22 protein-coding genes, 1 tRNA gene and 1 pseudogene are annotated in these 25368 nt (G+C 69.3%); 14 read left to right on the forward strand and 10 right to left on the reverse strand.

What is annotated here, in order from left to right; genetic code table 11:
* Nucleotides 1–22: 22 nt before the first annotated feature.
* Complete coding sequence (locus ACIPWY_RS20185) at nt 23–724, reverse strand: alpha/beta hydrolase (RefSeq protein ID WP_401534169.1); 702 nt, start codon at nt 722–724, stop codon at nt 23–25.
* Nucleotides 725–882: 158 nt separating this feature from the next.
* Here ACIPWY_RS20185 and ACIPWY_RS20190 point away from each other — a divergent pair, with 158 nt between their 5' ends.
* Both ACIPWY_RS20190 and ACIPWY_RS20195 read left to right on the forward strand, forming a co-directional pair.
* Nucleotides 883–1770: an oxygenase MpaB family protein gene (locus ACIPWY_RS20190; RefSeq protein WP_362903097.1), complete on the forward strand. Its 888-nt coding sequence runs from the start codon at nt 883–885 to the stop codon at nt 1768–1770.
* An 83-nt stretch (nt 1771–1853) separates the two neighbouring features.
* Entirely contained in the window at nt 1854–2258 is a 405-nt protein-coding gene (locus ACIPWY_RS20195; protein ID WP_362903099.1) for an ACT domain-containing protein, read from the forward strand.
* 15 nt (nt 2259–2273) lie between these two features.
* Here the strand turns inward: ACIPWY_RS20195 and ACIPWY_RS20200 are convergent, their stop codons facing one another.
* The gene (locus tag ACIPWY_RS20200; protein WP_401534171.1) at nt 2274–3557 is read right to left on the reverse strand and encodes an ROK family protein; all 1284 of its coding nucleotides are present in this window, start codon (nt 3555–3557) and stop codon (nt 2274–2276) included.
* A gap of 189 nt (nt 3558–3746) precedes the next feature.
* On the opposite strand from ACIPWY_RS20200, the gene ACIPWY_RS20205 reads away from it, so the two are divergent.
* From ACIPWY_RS20205 to ACIPWY_RS20225, 5 genes are all read left to right on the forward strand, one after another.
* Nucleotides 3747–5060: a sugar ABC transporter substrate-binding protein gene (locus ACIPWY_RS20205; RefSeq protein WP_362903103.1), complete on the forward strand. Its 1314-nt coding sequence runs from the start codon at nt 3747–3749 to the stop codon at nt 5058–5060.
* 11 nt (nt 5061–5071) lie between these two features.
* Nucleotides 5072–6067, forward strand: coding sequence for a sugar ABC transporter permease (locus ACIPWY_RS20210; RefSeq protein ID WP_362903105.1), 996 nt, complete (start codon nt 5072–5074; stop codon nt 6065–6067).
* A gap of 34 nt (nt 6068–6101) precedes the next feature.
* On the forward strand, nt 6102–6941 hold the full coding sequence (locus ACIPWY_RS20215; RefSeq protein ID WP_100594671.1) for a carbohydrate ABC transporter permease: 840 nt from the start codon (nt 6102–6104) through the stop codon (nt 6939–6941).
* A gap of 47 nt (nt 6942–6988) precedes the next feature.
* Nucleotides 6989–8362, forward strand: coding sequence for a GH1 family beta-glucosidase (locus ACIPWY_RS20220; protein ID WP_362903107.1), 1374 nt, complete (start codon nt 6989–6991; stop codon nt 8360–8362).
* A 129-nt stretch (nt 8363–8491) separates the two neighbouring features.
* Nucleotides 8492–10099, forward strand: a complete 1608-nt coding sequence (locus ACIPWY_RS20225; RefSeq protein ID WP_393701179.1) for a sulfite oxidase — start codon at nt 8492–8494, stop codon at nt 10097–10099.
* A gap of 49 nt (nt 10100–10148) precedes the next feature.
* Here ACIPWY_RS20225 and ACIPWY_RS20230 read toward each other — a convergent pair whose 3' ends face one another.
* Nucleotides 10149–11969, reverse strand: coding sequence for a coagulation factor 5/8 type domain-containing protein (locus tag ACIPWY_RS20230; RefSeq protein ID WP_393700963.1), 1821 nt, complete (start codon nt 11967–11969; stop codon nt 10149–10151).
* Nucleotides 11970–12343: 374 nt separating this feature from the next.
* Between ACIPWY_RS20230 and ACIPWY_RS20235 the strand changes: the two genes are divergently transcribed.
* The 3 genes from ACIPWY_RS20235 to ACIPWY_RS20245 all read left to right on the forward strand — a co-directional run bounded on the left by ACIPWY_RS20235 (nt 12344) and on the right by ACIPWY_RS20245 (nt 16462).
* Complete coding sequence (locus ACIPWY_RS20235; protein WP_401534175.1) at nt 12344–13435, forward strand: DUF1996 domain-containing protein; 1092 nt, start codon at nt 12344–12346, stop codon at nt 13433–13435.
* A gap of 112 nt (nt 13436–13547) precedes the next feature.
* Nucleotides 13548–15350, forward strand: coding sequence for a discoidin domain-containing protein (locus tag ACIPWY_RS20240; RefSeq protein WP_401534177.1), 1803 nt, complete (start codon nt 13548–13550; stop codon nt 15348–15350).
* 71 nt (nt 15351–15421) lie between these two features.
* A complete protein-coding gene (locus ACIPWY_RS20245) occupies nt 15422–16462 on the forward strand; it encodes a LacI family DNA-binding transcriptional regulator (RefSeq protein WP_389537697.1) in 1041 nt (346 codons plus the stop codon).
* A gap of 53 nt (nt 16463–16515) precedes the next feature.
* Here the strand turns inward: ACIPWY_RS20245 and ACIPWY_RS20250 are convergent, their stop codons facing one another.
* From ACIPWY_RS20250 to ACIPWY_RS20270, 5 genes are all read right to left on the reverse strand, one after another.
* Nucleotides 16516–16875, reverse strand: coding sequence for a hypothetical protein (locus tag ACIPWY_RS20250; RefSeq protein WP_393700969.1), 360 nt, complete (start codon nt 16873–16875; stop codon nt 16516–16518).
* A 212-nt stretch (nt 16876–17087) separates the two neighbouring features.
* On the reverse strand, nt 17088–17981 hold the full coding sequence (locus tag ACIPWY_RS20255; protein ID WP_383884307.1) for an RNA polymerase sigma factor SigF: 894 nt from the start codon (nt 17979–17981) through the stop codon (nt 17088–17090).
* A gap of 107 nt (nt 17982–18088) precedes the next feature.
* Nucleotides 18089–18709, reverse strand: a complete 621-nt coding sequence (locus ACIPWY_RS20260) for a pyridoxamine 5'-phosphate oxidase family protein (protein ID WP_393700971.1) — start codon at nt 18707–18709, stop codon at nt 18089–18091.
* Between the two features lie 132 nt (nt 18710–18841).
* Complete coding sequence (locus ACIPWY_RS20265; RefSeq protein WP_393700973.1) at nt 18842–19612, reverse strand: SDR family NAD(P)-dependent oxidoreductase; 771 nt, start codon at nt 19610–19612, stop codon at nt 18842–18844.
* A 164-nt stretch (nt 19613–19776) separates the two neighbouring features.
* Nucleotides 19777–21225: an MFS transporter gene (locus tag ACIPWY_RS20270; protein WP_362903125.1), complete on the reverse strand. Its 1449-nt coding sequence runs from the start codon at nt 21223–21225 to the stop codon at nt 19777–19779.
* Between the two features lie 193 nt (nt 21226–21418).
* Here ACIPWY_RS20270 and ACIPWY_RS20275 point away from each other — a divergent pair, with 193 nt between their 5' ends.
* Nucleotides 21419–21874: a MarR family winged helix-turn-helix transcriptional regulator gene (locus ACIPWY_RS20275; RefSeq protein WP_389482920.1), complete on the forward strand. Its 456-nt coding sequence runs from the start codon at nt 21419–21421 to the stop codon at nt 21872–21874.
* Nucleotides 21875–21957: 83 nt separating this feature from the next.
* Complete coding sequence (locus ACIPWY_RS20280; protein ID WP_362903129.1) at nt 21958–22347, forward strand: hypothetical protein; 390 nt, start codon at nt 21958–21960, stop codon at nt 22345–22347.
* A 22-nt stretch (nt 22348–22369) separates the two neighbouring features.
* Here ACIPWY_RS20280 and ACIPWY_RS20285 read toward each other — a convergent pair.
* A pseudogene (locus ACIPWY_RS20285) lies at nt 22370–23024 on the reverse strand (SAM-dependent methyltransferase); the annotation flags it as partial.
* A gap of 254 nt (nt 23025–23278) precedes the next feature.
* Here ACIPWY_RS20285 and ACIPWY_RS20290 point away from each other — a divergent pair.
* Nucleotides 23279–24643, forward strand: coding sequence for an FAD-dependent oxidoreductase (locus ACIPWY_RS20290; RefSeq protein ID WP_401534182.1), 1365 nt, complete (start codon nt 23279–23281; stop codon nt 24641–24643).
* 83 nt (nt 24644–24726) lie between these two features.
* Nucleotides 24727–24800 (forward strand) — tRNA-Met (locus tag ACIPWY_RS20295).
* 47 nt (nt 24801–24847) lie between these two features.
* Here ACIPWY_RS20295 and ACIPWY_RS20300 read toward each other — a convergent pair.
* Nucleotides 24848–25291, reverse strand: coding sequence for a hypothetical protein (locus ACIPWY_RS20300; protein WP_401534184.1), 444 nt, complete (start codon nt 25289–25291; stop codon nt 24848–24850).
* Between the last annotated feature and the right edge of the window lie 77 nt (nt 25292–25368).

A 25368-nucleotide genomic window follows, 5' to 3' on the forward strand; every position in this document is an offset into this window, starting at 1 on the left:
CCTCCGCCATCGGATCCCCCGGCTAGACCGACCGGGCGACGTCCGCCACCACCTCGGCCGTCGCCAGGCCGAAGGCGCGGACGGAGGCATCGGCCACGCAGCGACCCGCCCCCGGGTCGTACACGCAACCGAGCACCCCGGCGTGATCGGTGGCCTGTTCGCCGAGGGTGCAGTCCCAGCCGTGCGCGCGCAGCGCTTCGTGCATTTCCCGAGAGGACTCGACGGAGACGGCGGGGTCCTCCGTGCCGTGCACGAGCCGTACGGGCACACGTGCCGTGGCGCGCCCGAGCGCCTGGAGGGGCACGGCTCCCGTAGTGCGCGCCGGGCGCCGGTAGCCGCCCGCGATACCGACGGCGGCGGCGGGCGGCCGGCCGTCGAAGAGTTCCGGGTCCAGGGCCACCCCGAGAGCGGCGCCCGCCCCCGCCGACCAGCCGGCGACGACCAGCTGCCGGGAGGGGCCGGCGAAGTCGCGGGCGAACCGCAACGAGTCGGTGAGATGCGCGCGGCCTTCGTCAGGGGTGTCCGAACGCCAGTCGGGGACGAGGACGGTGAGGCCCAGTTCGGCGATGTCCTGGGCCAGCGGGACCAGTACATCGCGCTCGTCGGGGCCGATGCCGTGCCACAGAAGGACGCAAGGGTCTTCGGTTGCAGGGGAGTTGTGGATGTCGAGCGGCTTGTGCTCCCTGCCGGTGGGATAGGACACGGTGCGGATCGTTGTGCTCAAGGCCGTTCCTCCTGGCCGCCGGACTGCTGCATCATGACCCCATCCTCGCCGCACCGCCGAGCCGAAGTCTCCCCGGGTGGCCGGGACGGACACACACGACCCACCGCGACCGGACAACGTAGGCTGGATACGCGCATCCGAAGGGACGTCACGTCACCATGAGACTGACCGGACCGGACGGCCGCGGGGTGCAGGAGCGGCTGGGAAAGAACCTCTTCGCCCGTGTCGCGGGCCCGGAGGGGCCCAAGAACCGCGCCCGTATCCACGAGACCCCCGGACCGCGCTGGTTCGGCCCGGACCGCCCCATCCGTACGGTGCACGGCGACGCGTCCATGTTCATCGGCGGGATCTCCGCCCTGCTGCTCCAGTCGCTCCACCCGCTCGCCATGGCCGCCGTCTCCGCCCACTCCGGCTTCCGCGGCGACCCCTGGGGCAGGCTCCAGCGCACGAGCACCTTCCTGGCGATGACGACCTACGGCCCGGCCGACGGCGCGCAGGAGGCCTGCGACCAGGTGCGGGCTGTCCACGCGCGGGTGCGCGGGGTGACCGCGCAAGGCGAGCGGTACCACGCAGGAGATCCGCACCTGCTCGGCTGGGTCCACATCGCGGAGGTCGACAGCTTCCTGCGCGCCCATCAGCGGTACGGCGCCCACCCGCTGACCGGCGACGAGTACGACGGCTACGTCGCCGACGCCGCGCGGGTCGCCACCGCGCTCGGCGTGCCGGACCCACCCACGAACCGGGCGGACCTCGCCGACCGGTTCACGGCGTACCGGCGTGAGCTGCGTGCGACGTCCGAGGCCCGCGCCGCCGCCCGCTTCCTCCTCCTGAACCCACCGGTGCCTCTGGCCGCCCGCCTGCCGTACGGGGTTCTCGCCGCGAACGCCGTTTCCCTGCTGCCCGGTTGGGCGGCGGCGGAACTGAAGCTCCTCCGGCTGCCGCTGGTCGACACCGTGGCCGTGAGGCCGCTCGGCCGCGGCGTCACTTCGCTGGTGCGCTGGGCCATGGCCCCCCACCGGCCCCTGCCGACCCCTCCGGAGGCCTGACGCGGTGCCGGTGGGGCCGGTGAACATGATCCGTGGGCAGCGGGTCGGCCGACGGTCGCCGCGGGCCGCCTACTCTGGTGATCATGAGTGGTGAGAGAGATCTGCGGACACTGCTGAGCGGCATGCGGCCGGAGCTGAACCCTGGGCGCTACGTCTTCACGACCGTCGCCGGCGCGATTCCGCCCGGCGTCATCCCTGTGGTGACCGTCGCCGAGCGGGAGGCGCTGACGCTGGTGGTCCCGCTGGAGGAGGCCGACGCGGCAGGTCTCGGCTACGACTACGTGGCAGGGTGGATCACCCTGCGCATCCACTCGGCACTGGAGGCCGTGGGCCTGACCGCGGCCGTCGCCCAGGATCTCGCCGGCGCGGGCCTGAGCTGCAACGTCGTGGCCGGGTTCCATCATGACCACCTCTTCGTCCCCCACGAGCGGGCGGAGGAGGCGGTGGCTCTGCTGGAAGACCTCGCGCGGCGGTCGGCCACCAGGTGACGAAGCCGGCTCGGGTCACCCGAGAACGCGGCCCTCAAGTGCCGTGCGCCACGCGGGCGGTGTGGGTTCCTTGGCAGGGGCGTCGCGGCGGCCGCCGCGGGCGAAGAAGTCCTCCAGGGGGAGTGTCGCCGCACCGACGGTGACCGCGTCGGGGCCCAGTCTGCCCAGTTCGATGGTGGCCCTTCCGGCCGGGTAGGACAGGGCGTACTTCGTGGCGTGCCTGCGCACGTCGTCGAGGAAGCGGGAGCCGAACTGGAGCCCCGCCCAGCCGCCGATCAGGATGCGCTCCGGCTGGAAGAGGTTGATCAGGTCGGACAGTCCGGCGCCCAGGTACTCGGCCGTCTTCGCCATCACCTCGTACGCCACCGGGTCGGGATCGGTCCCGTCCGTCGGGCACGCGGCGGCGAGCAGCGCCGTCAACTGGGTCTCCTCGTCGACTCCCCGGGGCGGCTGCCCGCCGGCCTCGCGCCACCGTTCCAGTACGGACTCGGCCCCCGCGTACGCCTCCAGGCAGCCCGGCGCGCCGCAGCGGCACGTCCGCCCGCCGGCCTGCACCGTCAGATGGCCCCACTCCAGCGCCCGGCCCCTGCCGTCCGCGAAGAGGCAGGCGCCGACCCCGGTGCCGAAGAGGACGATCGCGGCGCTGCGCGCACCACGTCCGGCGCCGAACCACATCTCCGCCTGCCCGAGCGTCTTGGCGCCGTTGTCGATGAAGTACGGGACTGTGGAGGGGAGTTGGGAGGAAGCCCGTAGCAGCGCCTCCAACGGGACCGCGTCCCAGCCGATCGTCTGGCAGTGGACGACGGCCCCGGACTCGGGGACCCGCTCGACGACACCGGGGACGCCGATCCCGATCCCGAGAAGGTCGTCCGCCGGCACGCCGGCCTCGGTGAGCACCTGCTCGATGCCGCTGCGGATGTGTTCCACGACGACCGAGACGTCGTAGCCGTCACCCGTCAACGGGACGTCCGCGCGGGCGAGCTCGGTGAGAGTGACGTCGAAGACCTCCACGCGGACGCGGGTCTCGCCGACGTCGATGCCGATCAGGTTGCCGCTGTGCGGGCTGACGCGGAGCAGGATGCGCGGCCGGCCGCCGTCGGAGTCCATGCTGCCGGCTTCCTCCACGAGGCCGTCGGCGGCTAGTTCGGCGACCACGTTGCTGACGGAGCCTGAACTCAGTCCTGTGAGCGGGCCCAGCGCCTGGCGGCTCATCGGGCCGTCGAAATACAACTGTTGCAGTATCGCTGCTCGGTTGGCTCTGCGCAGGTCACTCACCGTGCGTCTGCTCCGCCGATCCATCTGGGCTCCTTCCTGACCTGCGACAGACGCAAGGTACCCCTGCCCAAACCCTTGACGCGACCTTTCCGCGCGGTTTAACTCACAGCCTAAATTAAGTCGTGGGTGACTTCAGGAACTGAACGCCGAGCGCTTCGGCCTGCAGACCCGCGCCCCGGCTTGGACGCTCCTGAGGAAGGGACACCTGGAGCCATGCAAAGAATTCGAGCACTCGCCAGTAGCGCGGTCGTCGTCTCCCTGCTGGCCGCTGCGACCGCCTGCGGCGGGGGTTCATCCGACGAGGGATCGAACGAGTCGCCCAAGACCCTGACCTACTGGGCGTCCAACCAGGGGCCGAACGTCGAGGCGGACAAGAAGATCCTCCAGCCCGAACTCGACAAGTTCGAGAAGCAGACCGGCATCAAGGTCAAGCTGGAGGTCGTCCCCTGGTCCGACCTGCTCACCCGCATCCTCACGGCGACCACCTCGGGTGAGGGCCCCGACGTCCTCAACATCGGCAACACCTGGTCGTCCTCGCTCCAGGCGACCGGCGCCCTCGTCCCGTGGGACCAGAAGAACTTCGACAAGATCGGCGGCAAGGACCGCTTCGTGGAGTCGGCGCTCGGCTCGACCGGCGCGCAGGGCAAGGACCCGGCCGCCGTACCGCTCTACTCGATGGCGTACGCCCTGTACTACAACAAGGCGATGTTCAAGGAAGCCGGCATCACCGAGCCGCCGAAGACCTGGGACGAACTCACCGCGGACGGCGCGAAGATATCCAAGGGCGGCAAGTGGGGACTCGGCGCCGAGGGCTCCAACCTCTCCAACAACATCCACCAGGTGTTCGTCCTCGCCAAGCAGCACGGCGGCGACTTCTTCACCGCGGACGGCAAGGCCGACTTCACCAACGACGCGGCGGTCGCGGCCGTCAAGCAGTACGTCGACATGATGGCCACGAACAAGATCATCGCGCCCGGCAACGCCGAGTACGCGAAGAACCAGTCCCTCAGCGACTTCTCCAAGGGCAAGACCGCCATGGTCCTGTGGCAGGCCGCGGCCACCACGTTCAAGTCGCAGGGCATGCAGGACGACGAGTGGGGCGTCGCCCCGGTGCCGGTCCAGTCGGGTGCGCCCGGCGCGGGCAAGGCCACCAACTCGATGGTGGCGGGCATCAACCTCGCCGTCTTCAAGAACACGAAGAACATCGACGGCTCCATGAAGTTCGTGAAGTTCATGACCAGCGACGCCGAGCAGAAGCTGCTCTGCAAGACCTACGGCTCCATCCCGCCGGTCAAGGCCGCCCAGAGCGACCCGGCGTTCGACCGGCCCGAGCTCAAGGTGCTGCGCGAGACCCTCGGGACCAGCGCCACCGCGCTGCCCCAGGTGTCGGACGAGTCCCAGTTCGAGACCTCGGTCGGCACCGCCGTCAAGAACCTCTTCGCCCAGGCGGCGAACGGCAAGAAGCTCTCCACGGCCGACGTCAAGGCCGAGCTGACCAAGGCTCAGCAGCAGATGGCCAGTCAGTGAGTGATGTGCCCATGACCACCATCGTGAACTCCCCGAAGGGGGATCCGGCGGTGCGTGTGGACACCCCCGGGGCGACGCGCAAGCCGCGCCGCCCCGGGCGCATCCGCCGCCTGGGACTTCCGTACCTGCTGTTGCTCCCTGCGCTGCTGCTCGAGATCCTCGTCCACCTGCTGCCGATCGCCATCGGGTTCTTCATGGCGTTCAAGGAGCTGACCCAGTTCTATCTGCGGGACTGGGGCGCCGCTCCCTGGGCCGGCCTCGGCAACTTCGACGTGGCCGTCGACTTCAACGCACCCGTCGGAAAGGCCCTGCTCCACTCGTTCTGGATCACCTGCGTCTTCACGCTCATGTCGGTCGGCCTGTGCTGGCTGCTCGGCACCGCCGCGGCCGTCTTCATGCAGGAGACGTTCACCGGCCGCGGCTTCCTGCGGACCCTGTTCCTGGTCCCGTACGCGCTGCCCGTCTACGCGGCCGTGATCACCTGGGCGTTCATGTTCCAAAGGGACAACGGCCTGGTCAACCACGTGCTCCACGACCAGCTCGGCCTCACCGGCGGGCATCCCTTCTGGCTCATCGGCGACAACAGCTTCTTCGCACTGCTGACCGTCTCGGTGTGGAAGGGCTGGCCGTTCGCCTTCCTGATAGTGATGGCCGGGCTCCAGAACATCCCCAAGGAGCTCTACGAGGCCGCCGCGATGGACGGCGCGGGCATCTGGCAGCAGATCCGACGCATCACCATTCCCTCGCTGCGCCCGGTCAACCAGGTGCTCGTACTCGTCCTGTTCCTGTGGACGTTCAACGACTTCAATACACCGTTCGTGCTGTTCGGGCGGGCGGCGCCCGAGGCGGCCGACCTCATCTCCGTGCACATCTACCAGTCGTCCTTCGCCACCTGGAACTTCGGCACGGGCGCGGCCATGTCCGTGCTCCTGCTGCTGTTCCTGCTCCTGGTGACAGGGATCTACCTGGTGCTCACCTCACGAGGGAGGAAGGTCTCCCGTGGCTAGCCCCACCGTCTCCCGCGGCGCTCCGCGCTCGCCGATGGCGTCCCCGCGCTCCTTCATCTGGTCCCGCCGGATCTTCCTGACCCTGCTCACGGGCTTCGTCCTGCTGCCCGTCTACGTCATGATCTCCAGCTCGCTCAAACCGCTGGAGGACGTGTCGGGCAAGTTCCGCTGGATGCCCAGCGGGCTCACCATCCGGCCCTACTTCGACATCTGGAAGACCGTCCCGCTGGCGAAGTACTTCCTGAACTCGCTGATCGTCGCCGGCGCCGCCACGGTCTGCTCCGTCGTGATCGCCGTCTTCGCCGCCTACGCGGTCAGCCGCTACCAGTTCCGCGGCAAGCGCGTCTTCACGGTGACGGTCCTGTCGACGCAGATGTTCCCCGGCATCCTCTTCCTGCTGCCGCTGTTCCTCATCTACGTCAACATCGGCCAGTCCACCGGGATCGCCCTGTTCGGCTCACGCGGCGGACTGATCCTCACCTATCTCACCTTCTCCCTGCCCTTCTCGATCTGGATGCTCATCGGGTACTTCGAATCGGTCCCGAGGGACCTGGACGAGGCCGCGATGGTGGACGGCTGCGGGCCGCTCAAGGCGCTGTTCCGCGTCGTCGTCCCGGCGGCGATCCCCGGCATCGTCGCGGTCGCCGTGTACGCCTTCATGACCGCCTGGGGAGAAGTGCTCTTCGCGTCCGTCCTGACGACCGACACCACCCGCACCCTCGCCGTCGGACTCCAGAACTACTCCACCCAGAACGACGTGTACTGGAACCAGATCATGGCCGCCTCACTCGTCGTGAGCATCCCCGTGGTCGCCGGATTCCTGCTGCTCCAGCGCTACCTCGTCGCCGGTCTGACCGCCGGGGCCGTGAAGTGACCCGTACGGCCGGCCGAGCAGCCGCCCCCTCGCCCGAAAGGACGTCAGTGTCCAAGCCCATCGACTTCGCCGCTCTCCCGAAGGACTTCGCCTGGGGCACGGCCACCTCCGCCTACCAGATCGAGGGAGCCGTCGCCGAGGACGGCCGTGCCCCCTCGATCTGGGACACCTTCTCGCACACCCCCGGCAAGATCGACAACGACGACCACGGGGACGTGGCCTGCGACCACTACCACCGCTGGCGCGACGACATCGAGCTCATGAAACAGCTCGGCACCAACGCCTACCGGCTCTCCCTGGCCTGGCCGCGGATCCTGCCCGGCGGCGACGGGCCCGTCAACGCCAAGGGCCTCGACTTCTACGACCAGTTGATCGACGGCCTCCTCGAAGCAGGTATCGAGCCGTCCGTCACCCTCTACCACTGGGACCTCCCGCAGACCCTCCAGGACCGGGGCGGCTGGCCCGAGCGTGACACGGCGCTCCGCTTCGCCGACTACGCAGCCGTCGTCGCCGGACGCCTCGGCGACCGCGTCACTCAGTGGGCCACCCTCAACGAACCCCTGTGCTCGGCCTGGATCGGCCACCTCGAAGGCCGCATGGCCCCCGGCATCAGCGACCTGACCGCCGCCGTCCGCGCCTCCTACCACCTGCTGCTGGGCCACGGCCTCGCCACCCGGGCGATCCGCGCCGCGGCGCCCGACGCGCGCATCGGCATCGTCAACAACCTCTCCACCGTCCAGGCCGCAACCGACCGGCCCGAGGACGTCGCGGCGGCCCACCGCATGGACGGCCACACCAACCGCTGGTGGCTCGACCCCGTCCACGGCCGCGGCTTCCCCGCCGACATGCGCGACGTCTACGGCGTCGAACTGCCCGAGCAGGCAGGTGACTTGGAGGCGATCGCCGCCCCGCTCGACTGGTTCGGCCTGAACTACTACATGCCGGCCGTCGTCGCCGACGACCCCCTGGGCCCCGCCCCGCACGCTCGCGAGGTGCGCCGCCTCGGCGTCCCGCGCACCGGCATGGACTGGGAGATCGACGCGAGCGGCATCGAGACCCTGCTGCTGCGCCTCACCCACGAGTACGGCGTCCGCAAGCTGTACGTGACCGAGAACGGCTCCGCCTTCCCCGACGTCGTACGGCCCGACGGATCCGTCGACGACCCCGGACGCATCGAGTACCTGGAAGGGCACCTCGCGGCCTGCGCCTCCGCCGCCCGCAAGGGGGCACCGCTCGCCGGGTACTACGCCTGGTCCCTCCTGGACAACTTCGAGTGGGCCTACGGCTACGACAAGCGCTTCGGCCTGGTCCACGTCGACTACAAGACGCAGCGGCGCACCATCAAGGGCAGCGGCCACCGCTACGCGGACATCGTCCGCAGGCACCGGCAGGGGAGGGGGCTCAGGGGCAACGCGGCCTGACGCGCCCCCGCGCCTTTTGCGCCCGTACGCTCGCGCATGTCCGCTTGAATGCCCGCGGTATCGCCTACAGCATGGTCGGGCTGACGAAGCTCGAGGGTGCGGCGGACATGCCGCGAGGAAGGTTTCCCCATTTCTGGAGCGGGCGAGAGCCGGAATTTCCGGGGGCGGCGCGGTGCGCGGCGGCGCGCGTACCTCGGCGCGCTGAGCGGACTGCTGGCCGGTTACGCGGCTCTGGCCGCCGCCGAAGTGGCGGCGGCCGTCGTCCGTCCCCAGGCGAGTCCCGTGGTGGCCGTGGGCGGCGCGGCCATCGACCGCACGCCGACTGCCCTCAAGGACTGGGCGATCCGGAATTTCGGCACGCACGACAAGCTCGTACTGCAGCTGGGCATCGTCGTCGTGCTGGCCCTCCTCGCGGTGGTCCTGGGCGTCGTCGCGGCCCGCCACCGCCGCGCCGGGTCGGCCGGCGTCCTGCTGTTCGGCGTGATCGGCGCACTGGCGGCGACCACTCGCCCCGACTCCACGAGCATCGCCGACGCCGTGCCGTCCCTGGTCGGCGCGCTCGTGGGTGCCTGGCTCCTGTACGCACTCATCGGCCGCTCGCGGACCACGCTGACCGAGGAGCCGCCCCCGGGCAGCGTCGAACCCGGGTGGGACCGGCGCGGTTTCATCACCCTCGCGACTGCCGCCGCCGTCGTCTCCACCGGCGCCGGAGCGCTGGCGCGGTCGACGCTCGGCCGGCAGGACGTGAACGCCGTGGCGTCCCGCAACAACCTCAAGCTGCCCGCCCCGGCGTCACCGGGCAGACCCACCCCGGCGAACGCCCAGTTGGCGATCCCCGGCATCGGCCCGTTCACCACACCGAACAAGGACTTCTACCGGGTCGACACCGCCTTGGTCGTGCCCATGGTGGACGCCATGAAATGGCGCCTGCGGATCCACGGCAAGGGCGTCACGCGCCCGGTCACCCTGACCTTCGAAGACCTGCTGCGCAGGCCGCTCATCGAACGAGCCATCACCCTCACCTGCGTGTCGAACGAGGTCGGCGGCTCCCTGATCGGCAACGCCCGCTGGATCGGTGTACGCCTCGCCGACGTGCTCGCGGACAGCGGCGTCAGGCCCCCGTCGAAGGGCGGCCCCGCGGACCAGCTGGTCGCGCGCTCCGTCGACGGCATGACGATCGGCAGCCCCGTCGAGGCAATCATGGACGGCCGCGACGCGATGCTGGCCCTGGGGATGAACGGCCAACCCCTGCCCTTCGCCCACGGCTTCCCCGTGCGCATGCTCGTTCCCGGCCTGTACGGCTACGTGTCGGCCTGCAAGTGGATCGAGGACATCGAGCTCACCACCTTCGCCGACTACGACGCGTACTGGGTGAAGAGGAGCTGGGCCCAGCAGGCGCCCATCAAGACGGAGTCCCGCATCGACACCCCCAAGCCCTCCGTGAACCGCAAGGCGGGCACGGTCATGGTCGCGGGGGTGGCCTGGGCGCAGCATCGCGGGATCGAAAGGGTCGAGGTCCGCGTCGACGACGGGCCGTGGGAACGGGCCACGCTCGCCGCTGAGGACACCCGGGACACCTGGCGCCAGTGGTCCTACCCGTGGCAGGCGACCTCGGGAGGACACCGCCTCACCGTCCGTGCGACCGACGGCACCGGCCGGACACAGACGGCGAAGCGCGCCGACCCCGTACCGGACGGGGCAAGCGGCTACCACTCGATCCGGGTGGAGATCGACTGACGCCGGTGCGGGGCGACAGGCCGTGGTCCGTCGCCCCGCACCGGTGGGGTCAGGGGTACGAGACGACGGTCGAGGGCACGGTGGTCGTGCCGGATGTGGCGGCGCCGATGTCGTTGATGACGTGCTCGTACTGACCCTGGCCACCCAGGGACACGACGAGCAGGTCGTGGAACTTCACCCCCGACGTGTTGGGCGCCGCGAACCCGTGGTCCTGGCGGATGGTGTTGTCCGACGTGTAGTTGCAGTAGCTCCCCAGGCCCCAACCCTCGTGCGTGGTCACGGAGTCGGCGACCTTGTACGCGGCGAAGCCCTTGACGTTGCCGTCCTGGACCGCGGCCTGGTTCGGGGCGTCGTACGCCTTCTCGTTCTGGTAGAAGATCGTGCGGCCGCGCTGGCCGGCCCAGTACACGTCGTACTTGTTGAAGTGCTCGACGAACAGGCCGGTGGCCAGCACGTCGTCGCCGTTGACGCGCACGCCGTAGTCGGCGCGGTTGGTCTCCCAGCCGACGCCGTCGCCGTGGTCGGCGCGCCAGACCCACGTGTGGTCGATGATCGTGTGGCGGCTGTTGACGACGATGCTGGTGGTGGCCTTGCCGGGGCCCGCGCCGCCGATCCGCACGAAGACGTCCTGCACGGTGATGGGGTTGGCGGAGTGGTCGGCGGACGCGCCGGAAGGCCCGACCTCCAGCAGCGTCTGCGAGTTGACCGCTCCCGCGTCGATCAGGAATCCGGCCAGGCGCACACCGTCGACGTCGGCGACCTTCACCGCGGTGACGCCGTTGTCCGGGATGAGGGTGGCGTACCCGAGGCCGAGGACCACGGCGTTGGCGCGCTTCACCTCCACCGCCGCGTCGAGGTGGTAAATGCCGGGCGTGAGAAGGAGGTTGAGGCCCTGGTCGAGCGCCGCGTTGAGGGTGGCGGCGCTGACACCGGGCTTCGCCACGTAGAACTGCGTGAGCGCGAGCGAGGTGCCCCGGGGTGTGCCGCTGCCCCAGGTCGTCCCCCGCGCGTCGGTGCGCTTCTCGGGCAGGAAGACCTTGTAGTCGGCGCCGTCGAGGTACAGGAAGGGCTTCTCGCGGGAGACCGGCGTCGTGTCGAGCGTGGTGTACGGCGGGTTCGGGAAGCTCTGCGCGGGCGCGCCCTCGACGCCGGAGAACACCATGTTCCAGACGGCGTTGGTCCAGCCGCCGACGGAGCTGTCCCGGGTGTACCACTGCTGCTGCGAGTACGGCCCGACGGTGCCGTCGATGCGGCTGTCGGCGATGTAGCCGCCGCTGGCCCAGCCGTAGCCGTCGGGGGCGAGATTGAGGCCGCCCCTCACGTGCATGCGGCGGAACGGCGCGGCCTGTGCGACGGCCCAGCGATTGGTGCCGTTGACAGGGGTGAGGGCGAGGTTCTCCGCGGAGCGCCAGAAGTTCTGTGTCGCGTTGCCGTTGAACCAGCCGGCGTCGACCGTGACATCGCCGTTGATCGAGGTGTCGTCGGGGGACAGGCCGAGTCCGGCGATCGAGGTGTAGAAGCCGAGTTGGGCGTTGAGGCCGTTGTAGGTGCCGGGCTTGAACAGGAACGCGTAGCGGCCTGTGCCGAACTGTGCGGACTCCTGCTGCTTGAAGATGTCGTCCAGCTTGGCCTGGATGCCCGGTGTGGAGGGGTCGAACACGATCACCTGAGGGCCGAGGTCACCGCCGCCGGGCAGGGGGTCGGCGGCGGGCGCGGCGGAGGCGGGCGACCCGAGTGCGAGGAGGCCGGGAGCGGTGGCAGCGGTCGCCGCGATGGCGCCGAGGACCGTGCGGCGGGCGGGAGCGGGGGAGGGGGAACCTGCTGTGGGGGAACCGGCTCTGGGTGAACCGTCCGTGGGGGGCGTGAGCATAGGGCGACTCTCCTGGTTCAGAAAATGAACGAATGAGGGGGGTGGGAGCGCTCTCTTGCGGTCGAATGCTTCATCTGCGTGAACGATGCGTCAAGACTTAAATCCAGAATCGCCGAAATTAGTGGCGGGCGTGGGGCTGTTGGGGTTCGGGGTGAGGTGCCTTCGCCGTCGGCGGCAGCCCAACACCCTCTGAAAGAAGAGGCGTTGACCGTCTCTTGACAGTCTCGCGCCACTGCCGCAACACTCCGACTCGGAGAGCGCTCTCCCATCGCCCCGCTCCAAGGGGCGCCCGCTCCACGGGTGGCAGTGTGACGCAGGACGTGCGCCGGCCACCCACCCCCCACCCATCCATGCCGATGTGGCAGGAGGTCTCCATGGCACGGAGATCGAAGATCGTTTCAGGGTTACTGGTGACCGGCGCGCTGCTGGTGACGTCGCTCGGCGTGGGCGGCATGGCGATGAACGCCAACGCCGCCCAGGAGAAGCCGAGTTCGCGGCCATCGGCCCAAGCGCACACGGGTCACGTGATGGCCGCTTCCACCGTCGCCTCGGCGGAGGACCCGGACGGCGACGGATACATCCCCGCCGATCCGCCGGTGACCGGCGTGGAACCCTCCACGAAGGAGCCCCCGCACCGCTACTTCCACGAGTTCCAGGCCCACTGCACGGTGACCCACACCCGCCCCGACGACCCCATCGTGTATCCGGGACAGCCGGGCAAGTCCCACGACCACACCTTCATGGGCAACACGACGACGGACGCCAACAGCACCACGGCCTCCCTCGACGCGGGATCCACCACGTGTCTGGCACCCGGCGACAAGTCCGGGTACTGGATGCCCACGATGCTCAACGGGGACAAGCCCGTGCTCCCGGTCGGCGAGCAGACCATCTACTACAAGGCCGGCGTCACCGACTACACGAGCGTCCGCCCCTTCCCCAAGGGGCTGCGGTTCGTGGTCGGCAGCCCGATGCAGACCGCCCAGGAGTTCCGCGACCACCGCGGCTTCGTCGAGGGATGGGAGTGCGGCACCAGCTACTTCAACGTGGACTTCCCCAAGGACTGCCCCACCACACCGGACACCCAGCTCAACATCCGCTTCCAGGCGCCCAGTTGCTGGGACGGAAAGTACCTCGACACACCGGACCACAAGAGCCACATGGCCTACCCGGTCGTCGTCCCCGGCACCAACAACAACGCCTGTCCGGCCGACCACCCGGTCGCCCTGCCGATGATCGAGTTCAAGATGGCCTTCCCGGTCAACGGTGACCTCTCGCAGCTCAGACTCGCCAGCGGCCCGAGCTACTCCTTCCACTACGACTTCTTCAACGCGTGGGACGCCCCGACCCTGAAGGCGCTGGTGGACCACTGCGTCGTCGGCGGACTCCAGTGCGACCCCCGCGGCTACGACCAGAGCCACCCCGAGGCCGGAGCCGCCCTCGACGAGAACTACGAACTGCCCTGACCCAGGCGCTCCCCGGGCCGGGCCGGGCCGACCGTTACCGGCCGCCCCGGCCCGGGGAGCCGCACACCCGCGTCGCACCCCCTCCACCCCCACGTCCAGGGAGAGAACGGCCATGCAGAGAACGACCAGGCAGGGAACGGCCACCCAGGCAACGACCGCGCAGAGATCCCGTACACCTCGCACATCCCGCCGCCGTCTGACGGTTCCCCTCACCGCGGGGCTGCTCGCCGCAGGTGCCCTGTCGCTCCCGGCGCAGCAGGCGCAGGCCGCCGGCAGTGTCGTGAAAGTCACCGGTTCCCAGGGGAACTGGCAGCTGACCGTCGACGGCTCTCCGTACCAGATCAAGGGGCTGACCTGGGGGCCGTCCGTGGCCGACGCCGACACCTACATGCCGGATCTGCGGTCCATGGGTGTCAACACCATCCGCACCTGGGGGACGGACGGCTCCAGCAAACCGTTGTTCGACTCGGCGGCGGCCCACGGCATCAAGGTGATCGCGGGCTTCTGGCTCCAGCCCGGCGGTGGCCCGGGCAGTGGCGGCTGCGTCAACTACCTCACGGACACCGACTACAAGAACAAGATGCTCGACGAGTTCCCCAAGTGGGTCGACACCTACAAGGACAACCCGGGCGTCCTCATGTGGAACGTCGGCAACGAGTCCGTACTCGGTCTGCAGAACTGCTACAGCGGCGACGAACTGGAGAAGCAGCGCGACGCCTACACCACACTCGTCAACGACATCACGAAGAAGGTCCACGCTGTCGACCCCGACCACCCCGTGACCTCGACGGACGCCTGGGTCGGAGCCTGGCCCTACTACAAGAAGAACGCCCCCGACCTCGATCTCTACGCGGTCAACTCGTACAACGCCGTGTGTGACGTCAAGTCGGCCTGGAAGCAGGGCGGTTACACCAAGCCGTACATCGTGACCGAGACCGGTCCCGCGGGCGAGTGGGAGGTCCCCGACGACGCCAACGGCGTGCCTGCCGAGCCGGCCGACCAGGCCAAGGCCGACGGTTACACCAAGGCCTGGGGCTGCGTCACCGGCCACAAGGGCGTCGCCCTGGGCGCCACCATGTTCCACTACGGCACGGAGTACGACTTCGGAGGCATCTGGTTCAACCTGCTGCCCGCAGGCCAGAAGCGCCTCTCCTACTACGCCGTGAAGAAGGCCTACGGCGCCGACACGTCGCACGACAACACCCCGCCCGTCATCTCCGAGTTGAACGTCGAGGGCGACGCAGCCAAAGTGCCCGCCGGCGGAAACCTCACGCTGACGACCAGGGCCACGGATCCCGACGGTGACCAGATCTCGTACGAGGTGCTGACCAACAGCAACTACATCGACGCGAGCAAGCAGCTCACGCCGGTGCCGTTCATCGACCTGGGCGGAGGCAGGTTCAAGGTCACCGCGCCCGACAGGCCAGGGGTCTGGAAGATCTACGTCAAGGCGACCGACGGCAAGGGCAACGTCGGCGTCGAGACCCGCTCGGTGCGCGTCGTGCCGCCGCCCGTCAGCGGCACCGACATCGCCCTCGGCAAGCCCGCCACGGCGTCCTCGTACCAGCCCGGGAGCGGCGACTGCCCCTGCACCGCGGCGAACGCGTTCGACGGCAGGAACGACACGCGCTGGGCGAGCGATTGGAGCGACCCGCAGTGGCTCCAGGTCGACCTCGGCTCCCGCCAGTCCTTCAAGCACGTCCAGCTCAACTGGGAGACCTCGTACGCGAAGGCGTACACGATCCAGACCTCCGACGACGGCCAGAACTGGCAGACCGTCCACGAGGAGACGGCGGGCAACGGCGGGATCGACGACTTCGACGTCGACGGCGCCGGCCGCTACGTCCGCGTCAACGGCACGGCACGCGGCACCGGATACGGCTACTCGCTCTACGAGTTCGGCGTCTACAACTGAGCCGGCCGCACGGGAGCCAGGGGAGGGAGAGCGCTCTATCCCGTCCCCTGGCGGGAAGTTAGGGTGCCGACATGAACAGACAGGCGCCGACGCTCGAGGACGTCGCACGGGAGGCGGGGGTCTCGCGTGCGACGGTCTCCCGCGTCATCAACGGCGTACGCAACGTCGACCCGGACATCCAGGACACGGTGCGGCAGGCGATCGACCGGACGGGGTACGCGCCCAACCGGGCCGCGCGCTCGCTCGTGACCCGGCGGGCCGAGACGATCGCCCTGGTGGTCTCGGGCGCGGGGGACGAGGCCGACAGCGAGCAGAACGCGTTCGCGGCACGCGTGTTCGCGGATCCGTTCTTCGGGCGCATCGTGAGCGGAGTCGTCGGCTTTCTGCGGCCGCGCTCGATGCACCCGGTCCTGATGTTCGCCGAGTCGGACACGGCCAGGAAGCAGGTCACCGCCTATCTGCGGCAGGGCAGCGCGGACGGGGCGCTCGTGGTCTCCACCCATGCCGAGGACCCGCTGCCGGCGCTCCTCGCGGCCGAGCGGCTGCCCGCCGTCTTCTTCGCCCGCCCGGCTCTCGCCGTTCCGGTCAGCTACGTCGATCTCGCGCATCGGGACGGCGGCCGGCTCGCCGCCGAACACCTGCTGTCGCGGGGGCGCCGCAGGGTGGCGACCGTGTCGGGGCCGCTGGACGTACCGGCGGGTCAGGAGCGGCTGGCGGGGTTCCGCGACGGGATGGAGCGGGGCGGCGTCCCCTATGTACCGATCGCCGAAGGCGGCTTCACTCTCGACAGCGGGGCGGTCGCGATGGAGCGGCTGCTCGGCGAACACCCCGACATCGACGGGGTGTTCGCGGCCAACGACCTGATGGCCCAGGGTGTGTGCCGGATCCTGCGGGAACGGGGGAGGAGGGTGCCCGAGGACGTCGCGGTCGTCGGTTTCGACGACTCAAGTGTGGCCGTCACCTGTAAGCCGCAACTGACCACGGTCCGCCAGCCGGTCGAGGAGATGGCCGGGGCGATGGCACGCCTGCTCCAGGAGCACATCGAGGGCACCCGGGCCGAGCCCACGTCACTGATCTTCGAGCCCGAACTGGTGCTCAGGCAGTCGGCGTAGACCCACGGGGGAGGGAGAGGGGGCAGGGCGCCCCCTCTCCGCCGTACGACAGGTCAGTTGCCGGCCGGGGTGAGGAGCACGGAGCGCAGCTTGAGCTGGTCGGTGGCCTGCTTTCCGTGCGGACGCAGCGTCCAGGAGTCGCCTTCGCAGTCGGGCTCGGTGAAGACCATGGCCCAGTCGCCCGTGTTGTTGTGCGGGGCGAACGCCGGCTCCGAGGAATCCGGGTCCGCGACCTCCGGAAGGGTGATGCACTGATAGGTCGGCGGATCCAGCAGGGTGACCGACTGCGTCCGGCCATCCAGCCCGATGAACTTGTAGGAGAATTCGCCCGTGGCGGCGTGGGCGGAGGCCGGCAGGCTCAGCGCGAGAGCGAACGCGGCGAGGGAAGCGGCAACGGTGGTGCGACGGCGCATGAACAGCCTCATTCGGTGCTTGGGGACGGTCCATGGCAGCTTCGCCCATGGGCCGGCCCGTCACACGGGCGACAGAAGCCGAAAGGATTCACTGTCGCCCGTTCGGCGCAACGTCCTGAGGCGTGCGCGTCGGCGCGCACCGCTCTGCACGCCTACGACGTACGGCCGTTGAGGGCCCGAGGGCGTAGGTGACGTCGATAGCGGGCGCGTCGTCAGGCGAACATGCCTGTTCTGAGCTTCGTGAGGGTGCGGTTCAGGAGGCGGGAGACGTGCATCTGGGACACGCCGATCTCCGCGCCGATCTCCGACTGCGTCATCTCCTGGCCGAAGCGCATCTCGAGGATGCGGCGCTCACGGCCGTCGAGCTGTTCCAGGAGCGGCGCCAGCGTGTGGAGGTCCTCCACCGTCTCCATCGCCGGGTCCGGTTCGCCGAGCACGTCGGCGAACGTCCTGGAGGCGTCCGTCGGGCGCTCGCCGGGATCGCTCGGCATGTCGATGGACCCCGCGGTGTAACCGTTCGAGGCGACCATGCCCTCGATGACCTCGTCCTCGCTGAGCTCCAGGTGCTCGGCGAGCTCCTTGGCCGTCGGCTCGTGGTCCAGGACGGTGGACAGCTCGTCCTTGCCCTTGGCCAGGTCGACGCGCAACTCCTGGAGGCGGCGCGGCACGTGGACGGCCCAGCTGGTGTCGCGGAAGAAGCGCTTGATCTCGCCGACGATGTACGGGACGGCGAAGGAGGTGAACTGGACCTCACGCGAGAGGTCGAACCGGTCGATCGCCTTGATCAGGCCGATGGTCCCGACCTGCACGATGTCCTCCATCTCGCCACTGCCACGGTGGCGGAAGCGGGACGCCGCGAACTGGACCAGGGACAGGTTCATCTCGATGAGCGTGTTGCGGGCGTACTGGTAGTCCTCAGTGCCCTCTTCGAGTACCTGAAGCTGCTCGAAGAACACCCGGGAGAGATCCCGTGCGTCCTTGGGCGCGACCTTGGCGGCCTCTTCGACCCACGGAAGCCCGCCCGCGCCGACGGTCGCGTCGGCGTCGTCTGCCGTCGTGGCCTGCGCTCGCGCATCCTCATGAGCGTGCACCGAAGTTGCCGTCATGTCCCTGCCTTTCGTGTCGGCCCCGTTCAGAGCGTGTGCCCCCGTCTGCTCCGGATATGCCTGTCGCCGCGGGAAGCGGCGTGGACCGGCCGGGAACTGACCTACCCTCACCCCAGGTAGGCGTGGGTGGTCTGCTCGGTGAAGTAGTCACCGTCCTTGGGCCGTCCAGAGGCTCTTCGGTTCGGCTGGTGCGCGGGTTCCAGGTGGGGAATGTGCTTGGAGCAGTGGACGTACGCCTCGTGGACGGTGAGGTGTATCCACATCTCGGCCTGCCGCCCCGGGGCCGAGTCCCTCGGCAGAGTGGGGCAGATGGCCCGTAGCTCACGATCGCCCACCAGTTGGGCCGATCCGTTCACATGCAGCCCTATGTGGTCATGAGTGAAGTCGATGAAGAGCAGGCCCATATGGGGGTTCTCGGTGATGTTGCCCGCGCTGGCCATGACGCCGTTGCCCCGGTACTCCGGGTAGGCCAGGTGGAGGTCGTCGAGGACGGTGACGAACCCTGGTGGGCCGGCCCGGAAACTGGCGTCGCAGTGGCCGCGTGTGTCCGCCGTGGACAGGAAGACCATGGTCTGCCGGCCTATGAACTCCCGCATCGCCGGCGTCAGACGGGGCTGGACCTGACGGTCGTAGAAGTCATCGGCGCGCTCGCTCGTGCCGAGGTGGGCCTGCAGGGCACGTTCACCCTGGGAGGGCACAGGCTGGGGTGTGGTGGGGCCGAGGGGCATGCGGTATCACGTCGCAATCGCCGAGGGTGAACAACGAGCGAGCGTGGCGCCCACTCGAACTGTGGGGCCACGCTAGGCCATCGATGTTGCGCGGATGCGAGGGTTCCGCGAGGAACAGGCGCCCGTCCGGGGTTACGCGGCGATCACTGCGGCGCCCACGCGGCCTCCGTCGACGTCCACGACCGTGCCGTGGACGAACGCCGACTCGTCGGAGGCCAGCCAGACCGCGGCGTGCGCGATGGCATCGGGCGTTCCGACCGTGCCGAACGGCGTGCCCTTCATCATGATTTCGCCCGGGTGCGGTTCCGTGCCGTCGGCCGCGCGGGGGACGATCACGCCGGGGGAGATCGCGTTCACCCGCACCCCCTGCGGACCGAACTCCGCAGCCCACGCGCGCGTGAGCGTCTCCATGGCTCCCTTGGTGGAGCTGTAGAGCGACCCCATCGGGATGCCCAGGCGCGCGATCCACGAGCCGAGATTGATGATGACTCCGCCACCGGTGCGCACCATCTCCGGGGCGACGTCCGCGGTCAGGAAGAAGGGTGCCTTCACGTTCACCGCGTAGACCTGGTCGAAGGTCTTCTCGTCCGTCGTGATGGTGGTCGCGGGCGGGTAGATGCCCGCATTGTTGACGAGAATGTCGAGCCGCCCGCCCAGTGCCTCACGCGCCTGCGCGGCGAGGCGGCGGGAGGCGTCCGCGCTGCCGTCGAGATCGGCCTCGACGAAGTCCGCCCGCCCGCCGGCGGCACGGATGCCCTCGACCACGTGCTCGCCGCGCTCCCGACTGCGCCCGGACACGATGACGTGGGCCCCCTCGGCGGCGAACTTCTCGGCGATCGCCCGCCCGATGTTGCTGGTCGATCCCGTGACGAGCGCGGTCTTGTCCTGCAGTCGTCCACTCATGGTCGGCTCTCCTCAGTCTCGTTTCACCCACTCAACGAGCCCGTCGGGGAACACCGTCCGACTCGGCCCGGCGGTCCGTTGATCCGGACCGCGAGACCGACTCTGCGCCGAAGAAATTGGACCCGCAAGTCCAGTTCTCGACCTCTCCAGGGAGTGACCCGCGCCTATGCCTTGGCCTCGGCGGGGGCTGCAGCCGGTTCGGTGCCCCCTTCGACCGGGGTGGCACGTACGGCCGGGATGACCGCCGCGATCAGCGCGGCGACGAGCGCGACGCCTCCGCCGACGATCAGGGCCGTACGGAAACCGGCCTCGGAGCTGAAGCTGTAGCCGCCCATGGTGGTGGTCATCTGCGAGAGGATCACGCCGGTCACCGCGGCGCCGACCGAGGTGCCGAGGGAGCGCATGAGCGTGTTGAAGCCGTTGGCGGCGGCGGTCTCCGAGAGCGGCACCGAGCTCATGATGAGCGCCGGCATGGAACCGTAGGCGAGACCGACGCCGCTGCTGATGACCATGCAGACCACCATGAGCCCCGGGGCGGAGCCCATCAGCGCGAGCGACAGTCCGTATCCGGCGGTGATGACCAGGACACCGCAGATGAGCGTGAACTTCGGGCCGCGGGCATCGGTGAGCTTCCCGCCGAGCGGGGAGACGACCATCATCATGATGCCGCCGGGCGCCATCCACAGGCCCGCCGCGAGCATCGACTGGCCCAGGCCGTAGCCGGTGGCCTCGGGGAACTGGAGCAGCTGCGGGAGCACGAGCATGCTCGCGTACATGCCGAAGCCGACGAAGACCGAGGCGATGTTCGTGAACAGCACGCGGGGGCGGGCGGTGGTGCGCAGGTCGATCAGCGGGTCCCGGGTACGCGTCTCCCACCAGCCCCAGCCCAGCAGTACGAGGACGGCCGCGGCGAAGAGCATGAGCGTCGTCGCCGACCCCCAGCCCCATTCGGCGCCCTTGGAGACCGCGAGGAGGAGGCAGACCAGGCCGGCGCCGAGTCCGAGCGCGCCGGGCAGGTCGAAGCGCTGACCCCTGGCGCTCGCCGGGACGTCGGGAACGAGGAACCAGATCAGCGCGGCGATCAGTACGGCCAGCACGGCCGAACCCCAGAACAGCACACGCCAGTTGGCGTACTGGGCCACCGCGGCGGCGATGGGCAGGCCGAGGCCTCCGCCGATGCCCATGGACGCGCTGACCAGGGCGATCGAGGAACTGAGCTTCTCCTTCGCCACCACGTCCCGCAGGAGGGCGATGCCCAGTGGCACCATGCCCATCCCCATGCCCTGCAGACCGCGTCCGACGATCATCGGCACGACGGACGACGACAGCGCACACACCACGGAACCCGCGATGAGCGGGACCGAGCACGCCAGCAGCATGGGGCGCTTGCCGATCAGGTCGCCGAGACGGCCGGTGACCGGTACGCACACGGCGCCCACCAGCAGCGTCACGGTGATGACCCAGGCGGCGTCGGACGATGTGGTGTGAAGGATCTTGGGCAGCTCCGCGATGAGCGGGGTGACCAGGGTCTGCATGATCGCGGCCGTGGTGCCGGCGAAGGCCAGGGTGGCGACCACACCGCCGGCACGGGCCGTCGGCTGGGGGGCGTCCATCAGGGGGCTCCTTGGGTGTCAGCGGGGTTCGGGTGACTGAGGGGTTTGGGCGGGGTAAGGGTGTGCATCGTACACATCTAATGTATGGCGCACATTGTGTGGTAGCTACATTTGGCTGTGCGACGATTGGCGCGGGGGTGTACACGGACGCGCGGTGCGACTCCGCGGAACGACAGCAGGAGGCGGCAGACGCATGGCCAGGCCCACGTACGAGCTCGAGTACGAGCAGATGCTGCTCAGCCGCCACGGACTCGTGCATCACAAAGGCGGGCGTCCCGAGAGCGGCACCCTTGAGCGCAGCGCCTACATCCTGCTGAGCCGCATTCGTGTGCAGGGGCCGATGTCCATCGGTGAACTCAGCGACGCCTTCGGGCTCGACGCCTCCACATTGAACCGGCAGACCGCCGCCGCGATGCGCGCCGGACTGGTGGAGCGCATCCCTGATCCCGAGGGCGGCATGGCCCGCAAGTTCCGTATCACGGACAAGGGCGCGCGCGTCCTCGACGAGGAACGCGATCACATCGTGGGCAGCCTGGACCGCGTCATGACCGACTGGGCGGACGAGGACATCGCCGCCTTCACCACCTACCTGAGGCGCTTCAACATGGACATCGAGCGCCTGGGCGGCCGACCGTGGCCTCGGCCGTGAGGTGTGCGCCCTGAAGCCGAGCCCTTGGGGAAGGTGGGCGTCGGCGCCGTCCCTGGACGCGTCTGCCGTTAGAATCCGCTCTCATGTCGAACCCTGACGAACTGCTCGTCGACATCGCCGGCATGGTCGAGTCCGGGCAGAGCAATCAGATGTCCCTGACAGTGGTCACCAGCGGTGCGGTGATCACCGGACGTCTCGCCCCCGAGGCCGTGTGGAGGCGACGCGTCTCGGAGGTCCTGACGGACTCGGAGCACCTCGGCTCCTTCTCGGAGATCTTCACCGCCGACGAGAAGCCCGATGAACACGAAGAGGGCGAGCCCGATCGTGGCCTCGCGCCCACCCATCTGCACTTCCATGTGGCCCGCATTCTCCAGGGCACCGTCGGCATCCCCGAGACGGGCGGTATGTACCGCGTCGCGATCCAGGACGTGAGCGCCTGGACCGTGGGCGACTTCAGTTACTCCGACCACTGACTTCGCCGGGGGTGCGTTCGCGTCACGCGTCGGTGGGCCGCAGGACAAGGCTGACAAAACCCCAGGTGTCCCGGTAGACGCGCAGCCACTCGTCGCGGCGCGCCGTGGCCGTCGCGAGTACCTCCTCGCTGCCCGGGTCGTCGCGGTGGTCCAGGGCCCATGACGCGAGCGACCCTCAGCAGGCCCACTCGTAGTCGTCCAGTTCGCGCCGCGTGCTGACGTGTCCGTGGACCGGCGTCCATCCGTCGGTGACGACCCGGTCCACGGTGGTCGCCAAGTCGCCGAAGTCCCCCAGCATTTCGACGGCTTCCCGTGACGGCTCACGTTCCCGGAAGCCGTCACCGATCAGGACGCGTCCGTCCGGAGCGAGATTCCTGCGTGTCGCGGCAAGGGTGGGAAGCAGGCCGCCGAAGGCATGCGAGGCGCCGACACTCAGCACCAGGAACGGGTGCGGCGAGCGGAACTCCGCGGCCTCCTGGTGATGGAGGGCGAGGCGTTCTCCGACACCTCGGGCGCGCGGCCTCGCGTGCCTGGCCGAGAGCGTCCGCGGAGATGTCGACGCCCTCGGCGCGCAGCTGGGGGTGCGCGCCGAGGGCCCGCAGGGGCCACTCCCCGCTGCCGCACCCCAGATCCAATACGCGTTCGTCGCCCCTGGGCGCACCGCGCTCCAGGAGCTGATGTCAGTTCACGATTCACCGGCGCGGCATGGCAGCGCCGTGGAGACCCCTCACGCGCATTTCGGCCTGCTCGAGAAGCCCGCCGTGGCCGTCACGGATGTGCTTCCCTTGACGCCTGGCGCGACCCATAAGGTCCTCCCGCAGGAGCCCATAAGCCCGCCTTATGGGTTCATAGGTCCAGCCCGACTACTAACTAAGGTTTGCCTTAGTTTAGGCTTCCCGTCGAGTGCCCATGCCACGAAGGGAACCTGATCATGCCTCGCCCTCTGCGGGTAGCCGTTGTGGGAGCCGGCCCTGCCGGGATCTACGCCGCTGACGCGCTGCTGAAATCCGCGGTGGCCGAAGACCCCGGTGTGTCCATCGACCTCTTCGAGCGGATGCCGGCGCCCTTCGGTCTGATCCGGTACGGCGTCGCGCCGGACCACCCGCGGATCAAGGGCATCATCACGGCCCTGCACCAGGTCCTCGACAAGCCGCAGATCCGCCTCTTCGGCAACGTCGACTACCCGGGCGACATCAGCCTGGACGACCTGCGTTCGTTCTACGACGCGGTGATCTTCTCCACGGGTGCGACGGCCGACCGCGCGCTCGACATACCGGGCATCGACCTCGACGGCTCCTATGGCGCCGCCGACTTCGTCTCCTGGTACGACGGTCACCCGGACGTGCCGCGGACGTGGCCGCTCGAAGCGGAGAAGGTCGCGGTCCTGGGCGTCGGCAACGTCGCGCTCGACGTGGCCCGCATCCTGGCCAAGACCGCGGACGAGCTGCTGCCCACCGAGATCCCGCCGAACGTCTACGAAGGCCTCAAGGCGAACAAGGCCCTGGAGGTCCACGTCTTCGGCCGCCGTGGACCGGCGCAGGCGAAGTTCAGCCCGATGGAGCTGCGGGAGCTCGACCACTCCCCGAACATCGAGGTCATCGTCGACCCCGAGGACATCGACTACGACGACGGCTCGATCGCGACCCGGCGCGGCAACAAGCAGGCCGACATGGTCGCCAAGACGCTCGAGAACTGGGCCATCCGCGACGTCGGCACCCGGCCGCACAAGCTGTTCCTGCACTTCTTCGAGTCCCCCACCGAGATCCTCGGCGAGGACGGAAAGGTCACCGGCCTGCGCACCGAGCGGACCGCTCTCGACGGCACCGGCAACGTCAGGGGAACCGGTGAGTTCAAGGACTGGGACGTCACGTCCGTCTACCGCGCTGTCGGCTACCTGTCCGACGAACTCCCCAAGCTGCCTTGGGACTTGGCGTCGGGCACCGTTCCGGACCAGGGCGGCCGGGTGATCGAGGACTCCGGCGAGCACCTGCAGTCGACCTACGTCACCGGCTGGATCCGGCGCGGTCCCGTGGGCCTGATCGGCCACACCAAGGGCGACGCCAACGAGACGGTCGCCAGCCTCCTGGACGACCGCGAGAACGGCCGCCTGCACACTCCCGCCTCGCCCGACCCGGAGGCGGTGGACGCGTTCCTCAACGAGCGGAACGTCCGCTTCACGACGTGGGACGGGTGGTACCGCCTCGACGCCGCGGAGAAGGCGCTGGGTGAGCCGGAAGGCCGCCAGCGCGTGAAGATCGTCGAGCGTGACGACATGCTCAAGGCGAGCGGCGCGTAGCTCCTGGCGGTAGCGGTGCCTGCCGTCCTGGCAGGTGGTGGTCAGGAGCAGCTGTTCCGATGGCGTACGGTGGTGTCTACCGACGCGGGGTGGAGCAGCTCGGTAGCTCGCTGGGCTCATAACCCAGAGGTCGCAGGTTCAAATCCTGTCCCCGCTACTGCCGATCAGGGCCCGGATCCAATGGATCCGGGCCCTGGTTCGTTGTCAGACCGGGACGCGCTCCCCGATGATGCGGCTCGCCAGGTCGGCGGCCAGTTCGGGGACGGTGAGGCGCAGTTCGGCCTCCGCCGCGATGCGTTCGGCCTCGATCTGGGCCTGGCCGTCGGCGAGTATCGCCTCGCGTTCGCGCATTCCGTCCGCGCGAGCGGCGGCAATCAGCGCCGCACCCTCCTCGCGCGCCGCCTGCGTGACCCTGGCGGCCTCGCGGCGGGCCTCGGCGAGCAGGGCCTGCACGCCGGCGTGCTCGGCCGAGGCTTCCGCGCGGATCGCCTCGGCGCGCTCCAGGGCGCCTTCCGTACGGTCGGCGCGCTCGGCCAGCACCTGGTTGATGCGGGGCAGGAAGCGCTTGAACCAGAGGAAGACGACGGCGAAGAGGACGAGGGCCACTGCGAGGACTTCGATTTTTGCGTTGAGTGGTCCAAATTTCATCGGCAGAAGGTACATGCCCCCTGAATACCTGCTCGTTCGTGCATACCCAACGCTCATTCGCGCCAGAGTTGGCGGGA

Origin of the sequence: Streptomyces sp. NPDC090032, from assembly GCF_044748025.1 — a bacterium.
GTDB lineage: Bacteria > Actinomycetota > Actinomycetes > Streptomycetales > Streptomycetaceae > Streptomyces.